Genomic DNA, 15,951 nt, shown 5'->3' on the forward strand with positions numbered 1-15,951 from the left:
TCGACGTGCGCTGTGTGCTGTCGGTTATCGATTAATTTGCGAACCCGCCGATCCCTTTCGTCTGGTTCGCATAGATAAAAGCAAAAAATGTGTAATACGGGAAGCATGGCGCTGCCGCAGGGCGCGCCCGTTGTACTTTGAATGTGATTAAGAAGGCGCTATGACATCATCTCTGCCCTCCGGGCAAACGTCAGTATTGTTACAGATGACACAGCGCCTCGCGCTGTCCGACGCGCATTTTCGTCGGATATGTCAATTAATCTACCAGCGCGCAGGGATCGTGCTGGCCGACCATAAGCGGGATATGGTTTATAACCGCCTGGTCCGTCGGCTGCGTACCCTGGGACTGGATGATTTTGGCCGTTATCTCAGTATGCTGGAGGCTAATCAAAACAGCGCTGAGTGGCAGGCTTTTATCAACGCTCTGACTACCAACCTGACCGCTTTTTTTCGTGAGGCGCACCATTTTCCCATCCTTGCGGAACATGCGCGTCGCCGCCACGGCGAGTATCGCGTCTGGAGTGCGGCGGCATCGACAGGAGAAGAACCTTACAGTATCGCCATTACGCTGGCGGATGCGTTGGGGATGGCCCCCGGTCGCTGGAAAGTATTCGCCAGCGATATTGATACTGAAGTGCTGGAAAAAGCGAGAAGCGGTATTTATCGCCTCAGCGAACTGAAAACGTTATCGCCGCAGCAGCTACAACGTTACTTCATGCGCGGTACGGGGCCGCATGAAGGACTGGTGCGCGTGCGTCAGGAACTGGCCAATTATGTTGAATTTTCCTCCGTTAATTTATTGGAAAAGCAGTACAACGTACCCGGTCCCTTTGACGCGATTTTTTGCCGTAACGTCATGATCTATTTTGATAAAACGACTCAGGAGGACATTCTGCGCCGTTTTGTTCCACTCCTTAAACCTGACGGACTGTTGTTTGCCGGTCACTCAGAAAACTTTAGCAACCTCGTGCGCGAGTTTAGCCTGCGCGGACAGACGGTGTATGCGCTAAGTAAGGATAAAGCATGAGTAAAATCAGGGTATTGTCAGTTGATGATTCCGCGCTAATGCGCCAAATCATGACTGAAATTATTAATAGCCATAGCGATATGGAGATGGTGGCGACTGCGCCGGACCCGTTGGTCGCCAGGGATCTCATCAAAAAATTTAATCCGGACGTATTGACCCTGGACGTTGAGATGCCGCGTATGGACGGCCTCGATTTTCTGGAAAAACTGATGCGCCTGCGACCGATGCCGGTGGTGATGGTCTCTTCGCTGACCGGGAAAGGTTCTGAAGTGACGCTACGGGCGCTGGAGTTGGGGGCCATCGATTTTGTCACCAAACCGCAGCTTGGCATTCGTGAAGGTATGCTGGCGTATAGCGAGATGATCGCCGAAAAAGTGCGTACCGCCGCGCGGGCCCGCATCGCCGCACATAAACCGATGGCGGCCCCGGCAACCTTAAAAGCCGGTCCGCTGCTCAGTTCGGAAAAACTGATTGCTATCGGCGCTTCAACGGGCGGTACTGAAGCTATCCGACATGTGCTGCAACCGCTGCCGCTTTCCAGTCCGGCAGTGATTATTACGCAGCATATGCCGCCTGGCTTTACCCGCTCGTTTGCCGAGCGTCTGAATAAACTCTGTCAAATCAGCGTGAAGGAGGCGGAGGACGGCGAACGCGTATTGCCAGGTCATGCCTACATTGCGCCCGGCGACAAGCATATGGAGCTGGCGCGTAGCGGGGCGAATTATCAAATCAAAATTCATGATGGCCCGCCGGTAAACCGGCATCGGCCTTCCGTGGATGTGCTGTTTCATTCGGTGGCGAAACACGCGGGGCGCAACGCCGTAGGCGTCATTCTTACGGGGATGGGCAACGATGGCGCCGCTGGAATGTTAGCGATGTACCAGGCTGGCGCCTGGACCATTGCGCAAAACGAAGCAAGTTGTGTGGTGTTCGGCATGCCGCGCGAGGCCATCAATATGGGTGGCGTAAGCGAAGTGGTCGATCTTAGCCAGGTAAGCCAGCAGATGCTGGCGAAAATCAGTGCCGGACAGGCGATACGTATTTGAACCAGGAGTAGTATTTTATGGCGGATAAAGAGCTTAAATTTTTGGTTGTGGATGACTTTTCGACCATGCGTCGTATCGTGCGCAACCTCTTAAAAGAGCTTGGATTTAACAATGTGGAAGAGGCCGAAGACGGCGTCGATGCGCTGAACAAGCTCCAGGCGGGCGGCTTTGGTTTTATTATCTCCGACTGGAACATGCCGAACATGGATGGCCTGGAGCTGCTGAAAACCATTCGCGCCGATAGCGCCATGTCGGCGTTACCCGTGTTGATGGTCACGGCGGAAGCCAAAAAAGAGAATATTATCGCCGCCGCACAGGCTGGCGCCAGCGGTTATGTCGTAAAACCGTTCACCGCAGCGACTCTGGAAGAGAAGCTCAACAAAATCTTTGAGAAACTGGGCATGTGAGGATGCGATGATGATGCAACCATCTATCAAGCCTGCTGATGAAGGTTCAGCAGGAGACATCATTGCGCGCATCGGTAGTCTGACCCGAATGCTGCGCGACAGCCTGCGTGAGCTGGGGCTGGACCAGGCGATTGCCGAAGCGGCGGAGGCGATCCCTGATGCGCGCGACCGTCTGGATTACGTCGTCCAGATGACGGCGCAGGCGGCGGAACGCGCGCTAAACAGTGTCGAAGCCTCGCAGCCGCATCAGGATGCGATGGAGAAAGAGGCGAAAGCGCTAACCCAACGTTGGGACGAGTGGTTTGACAATCCGATCGAGCTTGCCGACGCCCGTGAACTGGTGACGGATACGCGCCAGTTTCTCAGGGATGTCCCGGGCCATACCAGCTTTACTAACGCGCAACTGCTGGACATCATGATGGCGCAGGATTTCCAGGATCTGACGGGTCAGGTGATCAAACGCATGATGGACGTGATTCAGGAGATTGAGCGCCAGTTATTAATGGTACTGCTGGAAAACATCCCGGAACAGAGCGCACGACCAAAACGCGAGAACGAAAGCTTACTCAACGGCCCGCAGGTGGATACCTCGAAAGCTGGCGTCGTCGCCAGTCAGGATCAGGTGGACGACCTGCTGGACAGTCTTGGGTTTTAAGCTTTTTTGACCTGATGGCGCTGCGCTTATCGGGTTCGAATCCGTCAACCCGGCCGGATACGAGACTTTCTTATCGTATCCGGCTATCTCTATTAACGCCATAAACCCCGCCTTTTTTACCGCTTACTCTGCCCATTGGCGTAAAGCGGTTCTGGCATCATTCTCGCTTATCAATCTATCCAGGGTTTGCTGCGTGGCAGAAGAGAGCGACGACGACAAAACAGAAGCCCCCACACCCCACCGACTTGAAAAAGCGCGGGAAGAAGGGCAGATCCCCCGTTCCAGAGAACTGACCTCACTGCTGATATTGCTGGTGGGCGTTTGTATTATTTGGTTCGGCGGCGAGTCGTTAGCGCGGCAACTGGCGGGAATGCTCTCAGCAGGCCTGCACTTCGATCACCGTATGGTGAACGATCCTAACCTGATCCTGGGGCAGATAATTTTGCTGATTAAAGCGGCGATGATGGCGTTGCTACCGCTCATCGCGGGCGTGGTGCTGGTGGCGCTTATCTCGCCGGTTATGCTTGGCGGCCTGATTTTTAGCGGTAAGTCGCTACAGCCAAAATTTTCTAAATTAAACCCGCTGCCGGGAATTAAGCGCATGTTTTCGGCGCAGACCGGCGCGGAACTGCTAAAAGCGGTGTTGAAATCCACGCTGGTCGGCTGCGTTACCGGCTTTTATCTCTGGTATCACTGGCCACAAATGATGCGCCTGATGGCGGAGTCGCCGATCGTCGCAATGGGGAATGCGTTGGATCTGGTTGGACTCTGCGCGTTACTGGTGGTACTGGGCGTGATTCCGATGGTGGGATTTGACGTGTTTTTCCAGATCTTTAGCCACCTGAAAAAATTACGCATGTCGCGGCAGGACATTCGCGACGAATTTAAAGAGAGCGAAGGCGATCCGCATGTTAAGGGCAAAATTCGCCAGATGCAACGCGCCGCCGCGCAGCGCCGCATGATGGAAGATGTGCCGAAAGCGGACGTCATTGTCACTAACCCGACGCACTATTCCGTGGCGCTGCAGTATGACGAAAACAAAATGAGCGCGCCGAAAGTGGTCGCGAAGGGGGCTGGATTAATAGCGCTGCGCATTCGCGAGATCGGCGCTGAACATCGGGTTCCCACTTTAGAAGCGCCGCCGCTGGCGCGGGCATTATATCGCCACGCCGAAATCGGTCAGCAAATTCCCGGGCAGTTATATGCTGCCGTTGCGGAAGTGTTGGCCTGGGTCTGGCAGCTTAAACGCTGGCGGCTTGCGGGCGGGCAACGTCCTCCACAACCTGAGAACCTTCCGGTGCCAGAAGCGCTGGATTTTATGAACGAGAAGAATACTGATGGCTAATCTGGTCGCGATGCTGCGCCTGCCCAGCAACCTGAAATCGACGCAATGGCAAATTCTTGCCGGGCCGATCCTCATTCTGCTGATTTTGTCGATGATGGTGCTGCCGCTGCCTGCTTTTATCCTCGACTTATTGTTTACCTTTAATATTGCGCTATCGATCATGGTGCTGCTGGTGGCGATGTTTACCCAGCGCACTCTGGATTTTGCCGCGTTTCCGACCATTCTGCTGTTTACCACGCTACTGCGTCTGGCGCTTAACGTAGCCTCAACGCGCATTATTTTGATGGAAGGGCATACCGGCGCGGCGGCGGCGGGAAAGGTGGTAGAGGCGTTCGGTCATTTCCTGGTCGGCGGTAACTTCGCGATCGGGATTGTGGTTTTTATTATCCTCGTCATTATCAACTTCATGGTCATCACCAAAGGCGCCGGACGTATTGCCGAAGTCGGCGCGCGCTTTGTGCTGGACGGTATGCCCGGTAAGCAAATGGCGATTGACGCCGATCTTAATGCCGGTCTGATTGGTGAAGACGAGGCCAAAAAACGGCGTTCGGAAGTCACGCAGGAAGCCGACTTCTACGGCTCGATGGATGGGGCAAGTAAATTTGTGCGCGGCGACGCCATCGCCGGTATTCTCATCATGGTCATTAACGTGGTAGGCGGGCTGCTGGTCGGCGTATTACAGCACGGAATGAGCATGGGCAGCGCGGCGGAAAGCTACACCCTGCTGACCATTGGCGACGGCCTGGTCGCCCAGATCCCGGCGCTGGTTATCTCCACGGCGGCGGGCGTCATTGTGACCCGCGTTAGTACCGATCAGGATGTAGGCGAGCAGATGGTTGGCCAACTGTTCAGTAATCCAAGGGTAATGCTGCTGGCGGCGGCGGTGCTGGGGCTGCTTGGCATGGTGCCAGGAATGCCTAACCTGGTATTTTTACTCTTTACCGCCGCTTTGCTCGGCCTGGCATGGTGGCTGCGTGGGCGCGAAGAAAAAACGCCGGAGGAGCCGCAGCCGGTAAAAATGCCGGAAAATAACTCGGTGGTCGAAGCTACCTGGAATGACGTACAGCTTGAGGATTCACTGGGAATGGAAGTGGGTTACCGCCTGATCCCGATGGTGGATTTTCAACAGGATGGCGAATTGCTCGGACGTATTCGCAGCATTCGTAAAAAATTCGCGCAGGATATGGGGTTCCTGCCGCCGGTGGTCCATATTCGCGACAATATGGATTTACAGCCTGCGCGTTACCGTATTTTGATGAAAGGGGTAGAGATCGGCAGCGGGGACGCCTATCCGGGACGCTGGCTGGCTATTAACCCCGGCACGGCGGCGGGAACGCTACCGGGCGAGAAAACCGTCGATCCAGCTTTTGGCCTTGATGCCATCTGGATTGAAAGCGCCCTGAAAGAGCAGGCGCAAATTCAGGGCTTTACCGTCGTGGAAGCCAGTACCGTTGTGGCGACGCACCTTAACCACTTGATTGGCCAATTCTCCGCCGAACTGTTTGGCCGCCAGGAAGCGCAGCAACTGTTGGATCGTGTCTCTCAGGAGATGCCTAAACTCACGGAAGATCTGGTCCCCGGCGTCGTGACCCTCACGACTTTACACAAAGTCCTGCAAAACTTACTGGCGGAAAAAGTCCCGATTCGCGATATGCGCACCATTCTGGAAACGCTGGCGGAACATGCGCCGTTACAAAGCGATCCGCATGAATTAACCGCCGTGGTACGCGTGGCATTAGGACGAGCGATTACGCAACAGTGGTTCCCCGGTAATGAAGAAGTGCAGGTGATTGGCCTGGATACTGCGCTGGAGCGTTTGCTGCTTCAGGCATTGCAGGGCGGCGGTGGACTTGAGCCGGGGTTGGCGGATCGCCTGCTGGCGCAGACGCAAGAAGCGCTTTCTCGCCAGGAAATGCTTGGTGCGCCGCCGGTATTACTGGTTAACCATGCGCTACGTCCATTATTGTCCCGCTTTTTGCGGCGCAGTTTACCGCAGCTGGTGGTGTTGTCGAACCTTGAGCTTTCCGATAACCGTCATATCCGCATGACGGCGACCATTGGAGGAAAATAATGCGTAAATGGCTGGCGTTGTTGCTCTTTCCCCTGACGGTTCAGGCCGCAGGCGAAGGCGCGTGGCAGGATAGCGGTATGGGTGTAACCTTAAATTACCGTGGTGTTTCCGCATCGTCTTCGCCATTGTCGGCGCGCCAGCCGGTTTCCGGTGTGATGACGCTGGTCGCCTGGCGTTATGAACTGAATGGCCCGACTCCCGCGGGCTTACGGGTACGTTTATGTTCCCAGTCCCGTTGCGTAGAACTTGATGGTCAGAGTGGCACGACCCACGGTTTTGCTCATGTTCCCGCAGTCGAGCCGCTCCGCTTTGTCTGGGAAGTCCCCGGCGGCGGCCGACTTATCCCGGCGTTAAAAGTGCGGAGCAATCAGGTGATTGTGAACTACCGCTAACCGCCCCTTTCTTTGCCAGGTAGCAGACCTGACTCTCTTTTTGAATAAATAGAAACGCTGTTTTATAAAATGGTGAGGTAGGTTGCCGGACTCTTTGCGTTTTTGCCATTTACGCTCTGGCAATGGCAGAAACAAAAAGGTTTCCGCCCAGCTTAGCTTTTACTGTAGCGAATCGACTGCGTCGGCGGTAAAACTGCACGCAGCACTGAATTCGACATTACACAGAGGTTAAGCAAATGATGGTTTATCCAGTCAAACACAGTCCGCTATTGCGTCAGCCTGAGCATTTTATCGCCAGAGATGAACTAAAAGCCCTGGTGCAAAAGGTGACGCATAACCTGGTCAATATTAAAGATGAGACAGGCGAATTTTTATTGCGACTGGACGACGGACGCGTGATCGATACTAAAGGCTGGGCCGGATGGGAGTGGACGCACGGCGTGGGCCTGTACGGAATGTATCACTATTACCAACAGACCGGCGACCAGACGATGCGTAAGATCATTGATGACTGGTTTGCCGATCGTTTTGCGGAAGGCGCGACGACGAAAAACGTTAATACGATGGCGCCATTTTTAACGCTGGCGTATCGCTATGAAGAGACGCGTAATCCAGCGTATTTACCGTGGCTGGAAACGTGGGCCGAATGGGCGATGAATGAAATGCCCCGTACCGATCACGGCGGAATGCAGCACATCACGCTGGCGGAGGAAAATCATCAGCAGATGTGGGACGACACGCTAATGATGACGGTGCTGCCGCTGGCGAAAATCGGTAAACTGTTGAACCGGCCGGAATATGTGGAAGAGGCAACCTATCAGTTCCTGCTGCACGTGCAGAATTTGATGGATAAAGAGACGGGGCTGTGGTTCCACGGCTGGAGCTATGACGGTCATCATAACTTCGCTAACGCTCGCTGGGCGCGCGGCAACAGTTGGCTGACCATTGTGATCCCGGATTTTCTTGAACTGCTGGACTTGCCGGAAAATAATGCCGTGCGCCGTTACCTGGTCCAGGTACTGAATGCGCAGATCGCCGCGCTGGCGAAATGTCAGGATGAAAGTGGTTTGTGGCATACGCTGCTTGACGATCCGCACTCTTATCTTGAGGCGTCGGCGACGGCGGGTTTTGCCTACGGTATTCTTAAAGCGGTGCGCAAACGCTATGTCGGGCGGCACTATGCGCAGGTGGCGGAAAAAGCCATTCGGGGGATAGTGAAACATATCTCGCCGGAAGGCGAACTGCTGCAAACGTCATTTGGCACTGGCATGGGCCACGATCTCGATTTTTACCGTCATATTCCGTTGACCTCTATGCCTTACGGGCAGGCGATGGCAATGCTGTGTTTGACGGAATATCTGCGTAACTATTTCTGATGTATGCAGATATTCCGGCCGTATCCTTGTCTGATGGCGCTTTGCTTATTTGACTATGGCGCCTGACCCGACTGTGTGGTATCAGCCTGTGGATCAAACAGGTGGTCAAGGATTTTTCGCATGATGGGCGCGGCGGTAACGCCGTCGCTTCCGCCGTTTTCCAGAATCAAGGCAATAGCGACCTTAGGGTTTTTATACGGTGCAAAAGCGGTATAAAACACATGATCGCGCAGGCGAATGGGGATCATTTTCGCGTTGTAGGTCTGATTTTCTTTCAGGCTAAACACCTGCGACGTGCCGCTTTTGGCCGCAATGCCGTAGGGCGCTGTGTGAAAGAACTTATAGCCCGTTCCGTTGGGTGCATTCGCCATGCCATACATCGCCTGACGCACCAGTCCCCAGTATGGCGACGCCGGATCGGCTATCTGTGCCGGTGTTCCTGAAGGGCGATACGGAACCACCGTTTTGCCGCTCTCTTCATTGAGTAACAGGTGAGGGGCAATCACCTTACCGTTGTTGATGAGCGCCACCATCGCTTTTACCATCTGGATGGGGGTGGCAATCCAGTAACCCTGGCCGATGCCGACAGAAATGGTATCGCCCTGATACCAGGCTTTTTTATGGACCCGCTGTTTCCATGCGCGGCTGGGAAGCAGCCCGTCATACTCTTCATTAAGGTCGATGCCCGTCGGTTTGCCATAGCCGAACTGAGACAACATCGTGTCGATACGGTCAATACCCATCATATAAGCGACCTGATAGAAAAAGGTATCCGCAGATTCCTCAATCGCTTTAGTGACATCCAGCATACCGTGTCCGGTTTTTTTCCAGTCCCGGTAATGCCGCTGCGTGCCGGGAAGCGTCCAGGTTGGCGCGCCAAAGAAGGTGGTTTGCGGCGTAATAATCCCGCATAACAGCGCGGACATTGCCATATAGGGTTTAACCGTTGACGCCGGAGGATAAAGCCCTTGCGTCACGCGGTTGATCAGCGGCAGATTTTTATCGTGCAGCAGTTTGCCGTAATCCTGATAGCTAATGCCTTTTACAAAGGGGTTCGGGTCGTAGCTGGGCATAGATACCATCGCCAGCACTGAACCATCGTGCGGATCTTCAACCAGTACGGCAGCACGCTGCCCGGCCAGCAAACTTTCAATGTACTCTTGTAAATGGAGATCCAGCGTCAGGTGAATGTTCTTACCCGCGATGGGAGGAACGTCTTTCAGCAGGCGGACAATACGCCCGTGATTATCCACCTCGACCTCCTGATAACCGGTTTTACCATGAAGATCGTTTTCGTAGTAACGCTCAATCCCCTGTTTACCGATGTTATGGTCCGCCGCGTAATTCTCTGCCAGCCCTTTTTTATCCAGCGCTTTAAGGTCGTTATCGTTTATCTTTGACACGTAACCGAGCACATGCGCCAGCTCCGAGCCGTAAGGATACTGCCGATCCTGATAGCTATTGATCGTGACGCCGTTGAAATGAAACTGATTGACCGCAAAGCGTGCGATTTCAACATCCGTTAGCGCGTTTTTGAGCACCACCGGACGATAGCGGCTACTGGATTTTAGCGCATGGCGAAAGTCGGCGATATCATCGGGGGAGAGATCAACAATAGGGGTGAGCTGTTTTAGCAGCGCATCCATATCGGCAATTTTATAGGGCGTAACCGCGATATCATACCAGGTTACGTTACGCACCAGCGGAATGCCGTTGCGATCGTAAATGATGCCGCGCGTGGGCGCGACGGGTAGCATCTTGATATCGTTCTCATTCGAACGGGTGGTGTAGTAGTGGTGCTGGCGGATTTGCAAGTTATAGAGGTTGAAGATCAGGATACCAAAGCAGACAACCACTACACCAAACGCCACAATCACACGTCTCAGGAAGAGTTTCTCTTCCGCATCAAAGTCTTTAAAAGTCATTACCTGTACCTGAACAATCCGCCGCCTAATGATACGGGGCGGTCAGCGCCAGCACAGGTAAAAGATGTTCCATCTCTCTATAGAAATGTGTCATTCCTTGTGATTTGTTACAGATATACCGCTGTGGCAATAAAAAGGCCTGAGTCCGTTACCCGGAGTCAGGCCTGATGATGTTAACGACGGCGCGTTTACATGCGTTCTACGGTTTCGATACCCAACGTATCCAGACCCAGTTTCAGCGTCTTCGCCGTCAGTTGCGCCAGTTTTAGGCGGCTATTGCGAACCGCGTCATTCTCGGCGCTGAGAATAGGGCAGTGCTCGTAGAAGCCGGAGAACAGCCCGGCGACGTCATACAGATACGCGCACATGACGTGCGGCGTACCTTCACGCGCGACCACCGTCAGGGTTTCTTCAAACTGCAGCAAACGGGCAGCGAGCTGCGCTTCGCGATCTTCGCTAATGATAACCGGCGCGCTCGCCAGCGCCTGCTCGTCGATGTCCGCTTTACGGAAAACAGACAGCACACGCGTATAGGCATACTGCATATAAGGAGCGGTATTGCCTTCGAAAGCCAACATATTATCCCAGTCGAAGATATAGTCAGTGGTGCGGTTTTTTGACAGATCGGCGTATTTCACCGCGCCAATACCGACGGCGTTAGCCAGTTTTTCCAGCTCGTCAGCCGGCATATCCGGGTTCTTCTCCGCCACCAGACGACGCGCGCGCTCCAGCGCCTCATCCAGCAGGTCCGCCAGTTTCACCGTACCGCCCGCGCGAGTTTTAAACGGTTTACCGTCTTTACCCAACATCATGCCGAACATGTGGTGTTCCAGCGGAACGGAATCCGGTACATAACCGGCTTTACGCACAATGGTCCAGGCCTGCATCAGGTGCTGGTGCTGACGGGAGTCAATGTAGTAGAGCACGCGGTCGGCGTGCAGCGTTTCGTAACGGTATTTGGCGCAGGCGATATCGGTAGTGGTATACAGATAACCGCCATCTTTCTTCTGAATAATGACGCCCATCGGATCGCCTTCCTTGTTTTTAAACTCATCAAGGAAAACCACCGTTGCGCCTTCGCTTTCAACCGCCAGGCCTTTGGCTTTCAGATCGGCGACGATGCCCGGCAGCATCGGATTATACAGACTTTCGCCCATCACATCGTCACGCGTCAAAGTGACGTTCAGGCGATCATAGGTGATCTGGTTTTGCGTCATCGTGATATCAACCAGCTTACGCCACATCTCACGGAAATAGGTATCACCGCTCTGCAATTTGACGACGTAGTTACGCGCGCGCTCGGCAAACGCTTCATCTTCGTCATAATGTTTTTTCGCATCGCGGTAGAATCCTTCGAGATCCGCCAGCGCCATGTCGCCCGCGTTTTCCTGCTGCTGTTTTTCCAGCCAGGCGATAAGCATACCGAACTGGGTACCCCAGTCGCCGACGTGGTTAGCGCGAATAACATGATGGCCCAGAAACTCCAGCGTGCGCACTGCCGCATCGCCGATAATCGTGGAGCGTAGATGACCGACGTGCATCTCTTTCGCGACGTTGGGCGCGGAGTAGTCGACGACAATCGTCTGACGAGTCGGCTGAGAAACGCCCAGACGATCGGAGGTCAGCGCCTGTTGCACCTGTTCAGCGAGAAAAGCCGGTTCGAGGAAAATATTGATAAAGCCAGGGCCGGCGATTTCAACCTTGCTGGCGATGCCGCTGAGATCCAGATGAGTCAGCACCTGCTCTGCAAGTTGTCGGGGGGCCATACCCAGTTTTTTCGCAACTGCCATCATGCCGTTGGCCTGATAGTCGCCGAACTGAACTTTGGCTGACTGACGAACCTGGGGCTCGCAATCTGCAGGCGCGCCTGCAGCAATCATGGCCTGACTAACTTTTTCTGAGAGAAGAGCCTGAATATTCACCGGAATACCTTACGTTTATGAAGCGGGCTGTATTGCCCGCGCCAGTTTAAGAATTAGGGCGGGAGTATACTGCAAATGCCCGTTGGCGTCAGCATTGCGCGCGCGGCGCGTCGCCTGAAATATACGCAACAATAATCTGCATAAGCATTCAATAAACGCCCAATCAAATCAAAGGTTGGTTGCCGGGGCGCAACAGCGTAAATTAGCGGTTTTCACAGCAAGAAGAGCGTCCTGATATGGCGAACTGGCAACACATTGATGAACTGCATGATATTTCCGCAGATTTACCGCGATTCACTCTGGCGTTCAGAGAACTTTCCACTCGCCTTGGTCTGCAGATTAGCGCCCTTGAGGCCGATCACATTTCATTGCGCTGTCACCAGAATACGACGGCGGAGCGTTGGCGTCGCGGTTTTGAACAATGCGGTGAGCTACTGTCGGAAAATATCATCAACGACAGGCCGATTTGTCTGTTTAAACTGCATGAACCGGTATGTGTGGAACACTGGCGGTTTTCTGTTATTGAATTACCGTGGCCGGGAGAAAAACGCTATCCACACGAAGGGTGGGAGCATATTGAAATCGTGCTGCCCGGCGAGCCGGAGACCTTGAACGCGAGGGCTCTCGCATTGTTGTCGGATGAGGGGCTTAGTCAGCCGGGGATCCTGGTTAAAACCAGTTCGCCACAGGGCGAGCATGAACGTTTGCCAAACCCTACGCTGGCTGTGACCGATGGCCGCGTCACGGTAAAATTTCATCCATGGTCGATTGAAGCGATTGTCGCCAGCGAACAGGCGGCCCATTAACCTGCCGAGCGGAGTGAATATGGCGTTACTTGAGATCTGTTGTTACAGCATGGAATGCGCGCTCACCGCGCAGCGAAACGGCGCGGATCGTATCGAACTGTGCGCCGCGCCGAAAGAAGGGGGGCTTACGCCTTCTTTCGGCGTCTTACGCAGCGTACGCGAGCATATTACGATTCCCGTACATCCGATTATTCGTCCTCGCGGCGGGGATTTTTACTACACTGACGGCGAATTTGCCGCCATGCTGGAAGATATCCGCCTCGTCAGAGAGTTGGGGTTTCCCGGGCTGGTTACTGGCGTGTTGACCGTTGATGGGGATGTCGATATGTCGCGAATGGAAAAAATAATGGCGGCGGCCGGACCGCTGGCGGTGACATTCCACCGCGCCTTCGATATGTGCGCTAATCCCTTCAATGCGCTAAAGAATCTGGCTGACGCAGGCGTAGCAAGAGTACTGACTTCCGGACAAAAAGCCGATGCGGCGCAAGGTTTATCAATAATTATGGAACTTATTGCCCAGGGGGATGCTCCAACCATTATGGCTGGTGCGGGGGTTCGTGCAAATAACCTGCAGAATTTCCTCGATGCCGGAGTACGGGAAGTACACAGTTCCGCCGGAGTTTTACTGCCTTCGCCGATGCGCTATCGCAATCAGGGGTTATCGATGTCTGCCGATATACAGGCGGACGAGTATTCTCGCTATAGGGTAGAGGGTGCGGCGGTCGCTGAAATGAAAGGAATCATTGTTCGCCATCAGGCCAAATGATTTTTACCGTTGCATCATGTCGCCCAATATGATGCTTGCTCGTACCAGGCCCCTGCCAATTCAACAGGGGCCTTTTTTTCTCCTTCATATTTCAAGCCGCAGCAGCGTTGGCCGCCTCGCGCACCCCGGTCACGTAGCTACCTACGTTCCCGGGGATTTGCTGCGTTGCCGCCTTGCTGCAACTTGAACTATTTTGGAGAAACGGTGCTATACGTAACGGTCATTCGGCAATCCATCACGGTTTACGCGCAATCAGCACCGCGCGCTGCGGGGCGGGGTAGCCTTCCACCGTCTTGCTGCGATCGTTCGGGTCAAGAAAATCGGCCAGCGACTCGGTAACCATCCACTCGGTGCGACGCTGCTCTTCGGTGGTGGTGACGCAAACGTCAGCGATACGCACATCAATAAAGCCGCATTTTTCCAGCCATTTTTTTAATGCCGGCGCGGAAGGAATAAAATAGACATTACGCATCTGGGCATAGCGATCCCCGGGCACCAAAACGGTATTTTCATCGCCGTCGACGACCAGCGTTTCCAGTACCAGTTCACCCTCGTTGACCAACTGATCTTTTAACTGCCACAGATGCTCCAGCGGCGAGCGACGGTGATAAAGCACCCCCATCGAGAAGACGGTATCAAATGCTTTCAGCGCCGGGAGTTGTTCAATGCCCAACGGCAGCAGATGCGCGCGCTGATCGTTACCCAACAGTTTACGCACCGCCTCAAACTGGCAGAGGAAAAGCTGTGTAGGATCGATGCCGACCGCCAGATGTGCGCCCGCGCCAATCATCCGCCACAGGTGATAGCCGCTGCCGCAGCCGACATCAAGAATCGTCCGGCCGGTTAAATCTGACAGATGCGGCAATACGCGATCCCACTTCCAGTCGGAACGCCATTCGGTATCAATATTTACGCCATAAAGCGAGAACGGGCCTTTACGCCATGGCATCAGATTACGCAGCAACGTATCGATACGCTTTAGCTGACCTTCGCTGAGCGGCGTTTCGCTTTCAGCCGTGACGCTGTGCAGTAAATCCAGCCGCCAGGGCGTAATTTCCGGTAAAAATTCTACCGCGTTCGACCACTGTTTAAACAAGCCATGCTGCTCGCGTTGCCAGGCGGCAATCTGCGCGGGCAATGTTTCCAGCCAGTGGGAGAGATGATTTTTAGCAATGAGCTGATAAAAGTTACCAAACTCGATCATGCGGCAACTCCGGCTTTTAACGCGACAAGCGACCCGAAATTAAAGCACTGGAACCACAGTTCACTGTGTTCGAAACCCGCCTGACGCAGGCGCGCTTTATGTGTTTCCACCGAGTCGGTGAGCATCACGTTTTCCAGCATACTGCGCTTCTGGCTGATCTCCAGTTCACTGTACCCATTCGCGCGTTTAAAATCGTGGTGCATGTTGAATAACAGCTCGCCCACTTTCGCGTCTTCAAAGCTAAATTTTTCCGACAGTACCAGCGCGCCGCCGGGATTCAACCCCTGGTAAATCTTATCCAGCAATGCCTGGCGTTCGGCAGGTTCAAGGAATTGCAGGGTAAAATTCAGCACCACCATCGAGGCGTTTTCAATAGTGATATCGCGGATATCGCCTTCAACGACTTCAACCGGCGTAGGCGCTTTATACGCATCAATATGACGGCGGCAGCGTTCAATCATGGCCGGGGAGTTATCGACGGCGATAATGCGACAATGCTCATGGCGGATATTACGCCGAACAGACAGCGTCGCGGCGCCCAGCGAGCAGCCCAGATCGTAGACCTGCGTGTTCGGCTGCACAAAGCGTTCAGCTAACATGCCGATCATGGAGATGATGTTGGAGTAGCCTGGTACCGAACGCTGAATCATGTCGGGGAAAACTTCGGCTACTCGTTCATCAAAAGTCCAGTCGCCGAGACGGGCGATAGGCGCAGAAAAAAGCGTGTCGCGGTGAGACATAACGTATACATCCGGGAAAAATAAAGGCGCATATTGTGCGCTAATACAGGGAGAAAACCAACTCCCAGGGCATATACCACAGGTTTGCCAGCACCATCAGCAACAATGCGCACCAGGTAGCGCTCATCCCCGCCCGCCGCCAGCGGAACAGGCGGTGGTGAAAACCGTAATAATGCTGATCAGACGTGAGATATTTGAGAGAGAGACGTGAGATAAATATCGAGTTTGAGTGGGTTAAGACGGGTTCTGATGAACAGATTACTGTAATT

14 protein-coding genes and 1 pseudogene are annotated in these 15,951 nt (G+C 54.0%); 10 read left to right on the top strand and 5 right to left on the bottom strand.

Going from position 1 to position 15,951, the window contains the following annotated elements; genetic code table 11:
• Nucleotides 1-160 precede the first annotated feature (160 nt).
• The 8 genes from cheR to HV477_RS11765 all read left to right on the top strand — a co-directional run bounded on the left by cheR (nt 161) and on the right by HV477_RS11765 (nt 8,319).
• Nucleotides 161-1,027 carry a protein-glutamate O-methyltransferase CheR gene (gene cheR, locus HV477_RS11730; protein WP_000204370.1) on the top strand — a complete coding sequence of 289 codons (867 nt, stop codon included), beginning with the start codon at nt 161-163 and terminating at the stop codon, nt 1,025-1,027.
• On the top strand, nt 1,024-2,073 hold the full coding sequence (gene cheB, locus HV477_RS11735) for a protein-glutamate methylesterase/protein glutamine deamidase (RefSeq protein WP_000036389.1): 1,050 nt from the start codon (nt 1,024-1,026) through the stop codon (nt 2,071-2,073). The genes cheR and cheB overlap by 4 nt, the downstream gene beginning before the upstream one ends.
• A 17-nt stretch (nt 2,074-2,090) precedes the next feature.
• Nucleotides 2,091-2,480: a chemotaxis response regulator CheY gene (gene cheY / locus HV477_RS11740; RefSeq protein ID WP_000763861.1), complete on the top strand. Its 390-nt coding sequence runs from the start codon at nt 2,091-2,093 to the stop codon at nt 2,478-2,480.
• Between the two features lie 10 nt (nt 2,481-2,490).
• Entirely contained in the window at nt 2,491-3,135 is a 645-nt protein-coding gene (gene cheZ, locus HV477_RS11745; RefSeq protein WP_000983585.1) for a protein phosphatase CheZ, read from the top strand.
• A 193-nt stretch (nt 3,136-3,328) separates the two neighbouring features.
• Nucleotides 3,329-4,480 (top strand): flagellar biosynthesis protein FlhB, encoded by a 1,152-nt coding sequence (flhB, locus tag HV477_RS11750; protein WP_000797089.1) that lies wholly within the window; start codon nt 3,329-3,331, stop codon nt 4,478-4,480.
• A complete protein-coding gene (gene flhA / locus HV477_RS11755) occupies nt 4,473-6,551 on the top strand; it encodes a flagellar biosynthesis protein FlhA (RefSeq protein ID WP_048590929.1) in 2,079 nt (692 codons plus the stop codon). The genes flhB and flhA overlap by 8 nt, the downstream gene beginning before the upstream one ends.
• Nucleotides 6,551-6,943: a flagellar protein FlhE gene (gene flhe / locus HV477_RS11760; protein WP_001233619.1), complete on the top strand. Its 393-nt coding sequence runs from the start codon at nt 6,551-6,553 to the stop codon at nt 6,941-6,943. Before flhA ends, flhe begins: the two co-directional genes overlap by 1 nt.
• 236 nt (nt 6,944-7,179) lie before the next feature.
• Entirely contained in the window at nt 7,180-8,319 is a 1,140-nt protein-coding gene (locus HV477_RS11765; protein ID WP_000989909.1) for a glycoside hydrolase family 105 protein, read from the top strand.
• Between the two features lie 53 nt (nt 8,320-8,372).
• Here the strand turns inward: HV477_RS11765 and mrdA are convergent, their stop codons facing one another.
• Both mrdA and argS read right to left on the bottom strand, forming a co-directional pair.
• Nucleotides 8,373-10,244: a penicillin-binding protein 2 gene (mrdA, locus tag HV477_RS11770; RefSeq protein ID WP_079899042.1), complete on the bottom strand. Its 1,872-nt coding sequence runs from the start codon at nt 10,242-10,244 to the stop codon at nt 8,373-8,375.
• 188 nt (nt 10,245-10,432) lie between these two features.
• Nucleotides 10,433-12,166: an arginine--tRNA ligase gene (gene argS / locus HV477_RS11775; RefSeq protein WP_020839273.1), complete on the bottom strand. Its 1,734-nt coding sequence runs from the start codon at nt 12,164-12,166 to the stop codon at nt 10,433-10,435.
• Nucleotides 12,167-12,402: 236 nt separating this feature from the next.
• Here argS and HV477_RS11780 point away from each other — a divergent pair, with 236 nt between their 5' ends.
• Both HV477_RS11780 and cutC read left to right on the top strand, forming a co-directional pair.
• Nucleotides 12,403-12,972 carry a VOC family protein gene (locus HV477_RS11780; RefSeq protein ID WP_079899043.1) on the top strand — a complete coding sequence of 190 codons (570 nt, stop codon included), beginning with the start codon at nt 12,403-12,405 and terminating at the stop codon, nt 12,970-12,972.
• Between the two features lie 19 nt (nt 12,973-12,991).
• Complete coding sequence (gene cutC, locus HV477_RS11785) at nt 12,992-13,738, top strand: copper homeostasis protein CutC (protein ID WP_001185770.1); 747 nt, start codon at nt 12,992-12,994, stop codon at nt 13,736-13,738.
• 235 nt (nt 13,739-13,973) lie between these two features.
• Here the strand turns inward: cutC and cmoB are convergent, their stop codons facing one another.
• From cmoB to HV477_RS28410, 3 genes and pseudogenes are all read right to left on the bottom strand, one after another.
• Nucleotides 13,974-14,942, bottom strand: coding sequence for a tRNA 5-methoxyuridine(34)/uridine 5-oxyacetic acid(34) synthase CmoB (cmoB, locus tag HV477_RS11790; RefSeq protein WP_079899044.1), 969 nt, complete (start codon nt 14,940-14,942; stop codon nt 13,974-13,976).
• The gene (gene cmoA / locus HV477_RS11795) at nt 14,939-15,682 is read right to left on the bottom strand and encodes a carboxy-S-adenosyl-L-methionine synthase CmoA (RefSeq protein ID WP_000019613.1); all 744 of its coding nucleotides are present in this window, start codon (nt 15,680-15,682) and stop codon (nt 14,939-14,941) included. The genes cmoB and cmoA overlap by 4 nt, the downstream gene beginning before the upstream one ends.
• A 40-nt stretch (nt 15,683-15,722) precedes the next feature.
• A pseudogene (locus HV477_RS28410) lies at nt 15,723-15,857 on the bottom strand (hypothetical protein); the annotation flags it as partial.
• Between the last annotated feature and the right edge of the window lie 94 nt (nt 15,858-15,951).

This window comes from Salmonella sp. SG203, assembly GCF_013350575.1.
Classification (GTDB): Bacteria; Pseudomonadota; Gammaproteobacteria; order Enterobacterales; family Enterobacteriaceae; genus Salmonella; species Salmonella enterica.

Bases quoted from the DNA above. Each gene is read 5' to 3' on its own strand.
- cheR (WP_000204370.1), top strand. From the start codon at position 161: ATGACATCATCTCTGCCCTCCGGGCAAACGTCAGTATTGTTACAGATG.
- cheB (WP_000036389.1), top strand. From the start codon at position 1,024: ATGAGTAAAATCAGGGTATTGTCAGTTGATGATTCCGCGCTAATGCGC.
- cheY (WP_000763861.1), top strand. From the start codon at position 2,091: ATGGCGGATAAAGAGCTTAAATTTTTGGTTGTGGATGACTTTTCGACC.
- cheZ (WP_000983585.1), top strand. From the start codon at position 2,491: ATGATGCAACCATCTATCAAGCCTGCTGATGAAGGTTCAGCAGGAGAC.
- flhA (WP_048590929.1), top strand. From the start codon at position 4,473: ATGGCTAATCTGGTCGCGATGCTGCGCCTGCCCAGCAACCTGAAATCG.
- flhe (WP_001233619.1), top strand. From the start codon at position 6,551: ATGCGTAAATGGCTGGCGTTGTTGCTCTTTCCCCTGACGGTTCAGGCC.
- HV477_RS11765 (WP_000989909.1), top strand. From the start codon at position 7,180: ATGATGGTTTATCCAGTCAAACACAGTCCGCTATTGCGTCAGCCTGAG.
- mrdA (WP_079899042.1), bottom strand. From the start codon at position 10,244: ATGACTTTTAAAGACTTTGATGCGGAAGAGAAACTCTTCCTGAGACGT.
- HV477_RS11780 (WP_079899043.1), top strand. From the start codon at position 12,403: ATGGCGAACTGGCAACACATTGATGAACTGCATGATATTTCCGCAGAT.
- cutC (WP_001185770.1), top strand. From the start codon at position 12,992: ATGGCGTTACTTGAGATCTGTTGTTACAGCATGGAATGCGCGCTCACC.
- cmoB (WP_079899044.1), bottom strand. From the start codon at position 14,942: ATGATCGAGTTTGGTAACTTTTATCAGCTCATTGCTAAAAATCATCTC.
- cmoA (WP_000019613.1), bottom strand. From the start codon at position 15,682: ATGTCTCACCGCGACACGCTTTTTTCTGCGCCTATCGCCCGTCTCGGC.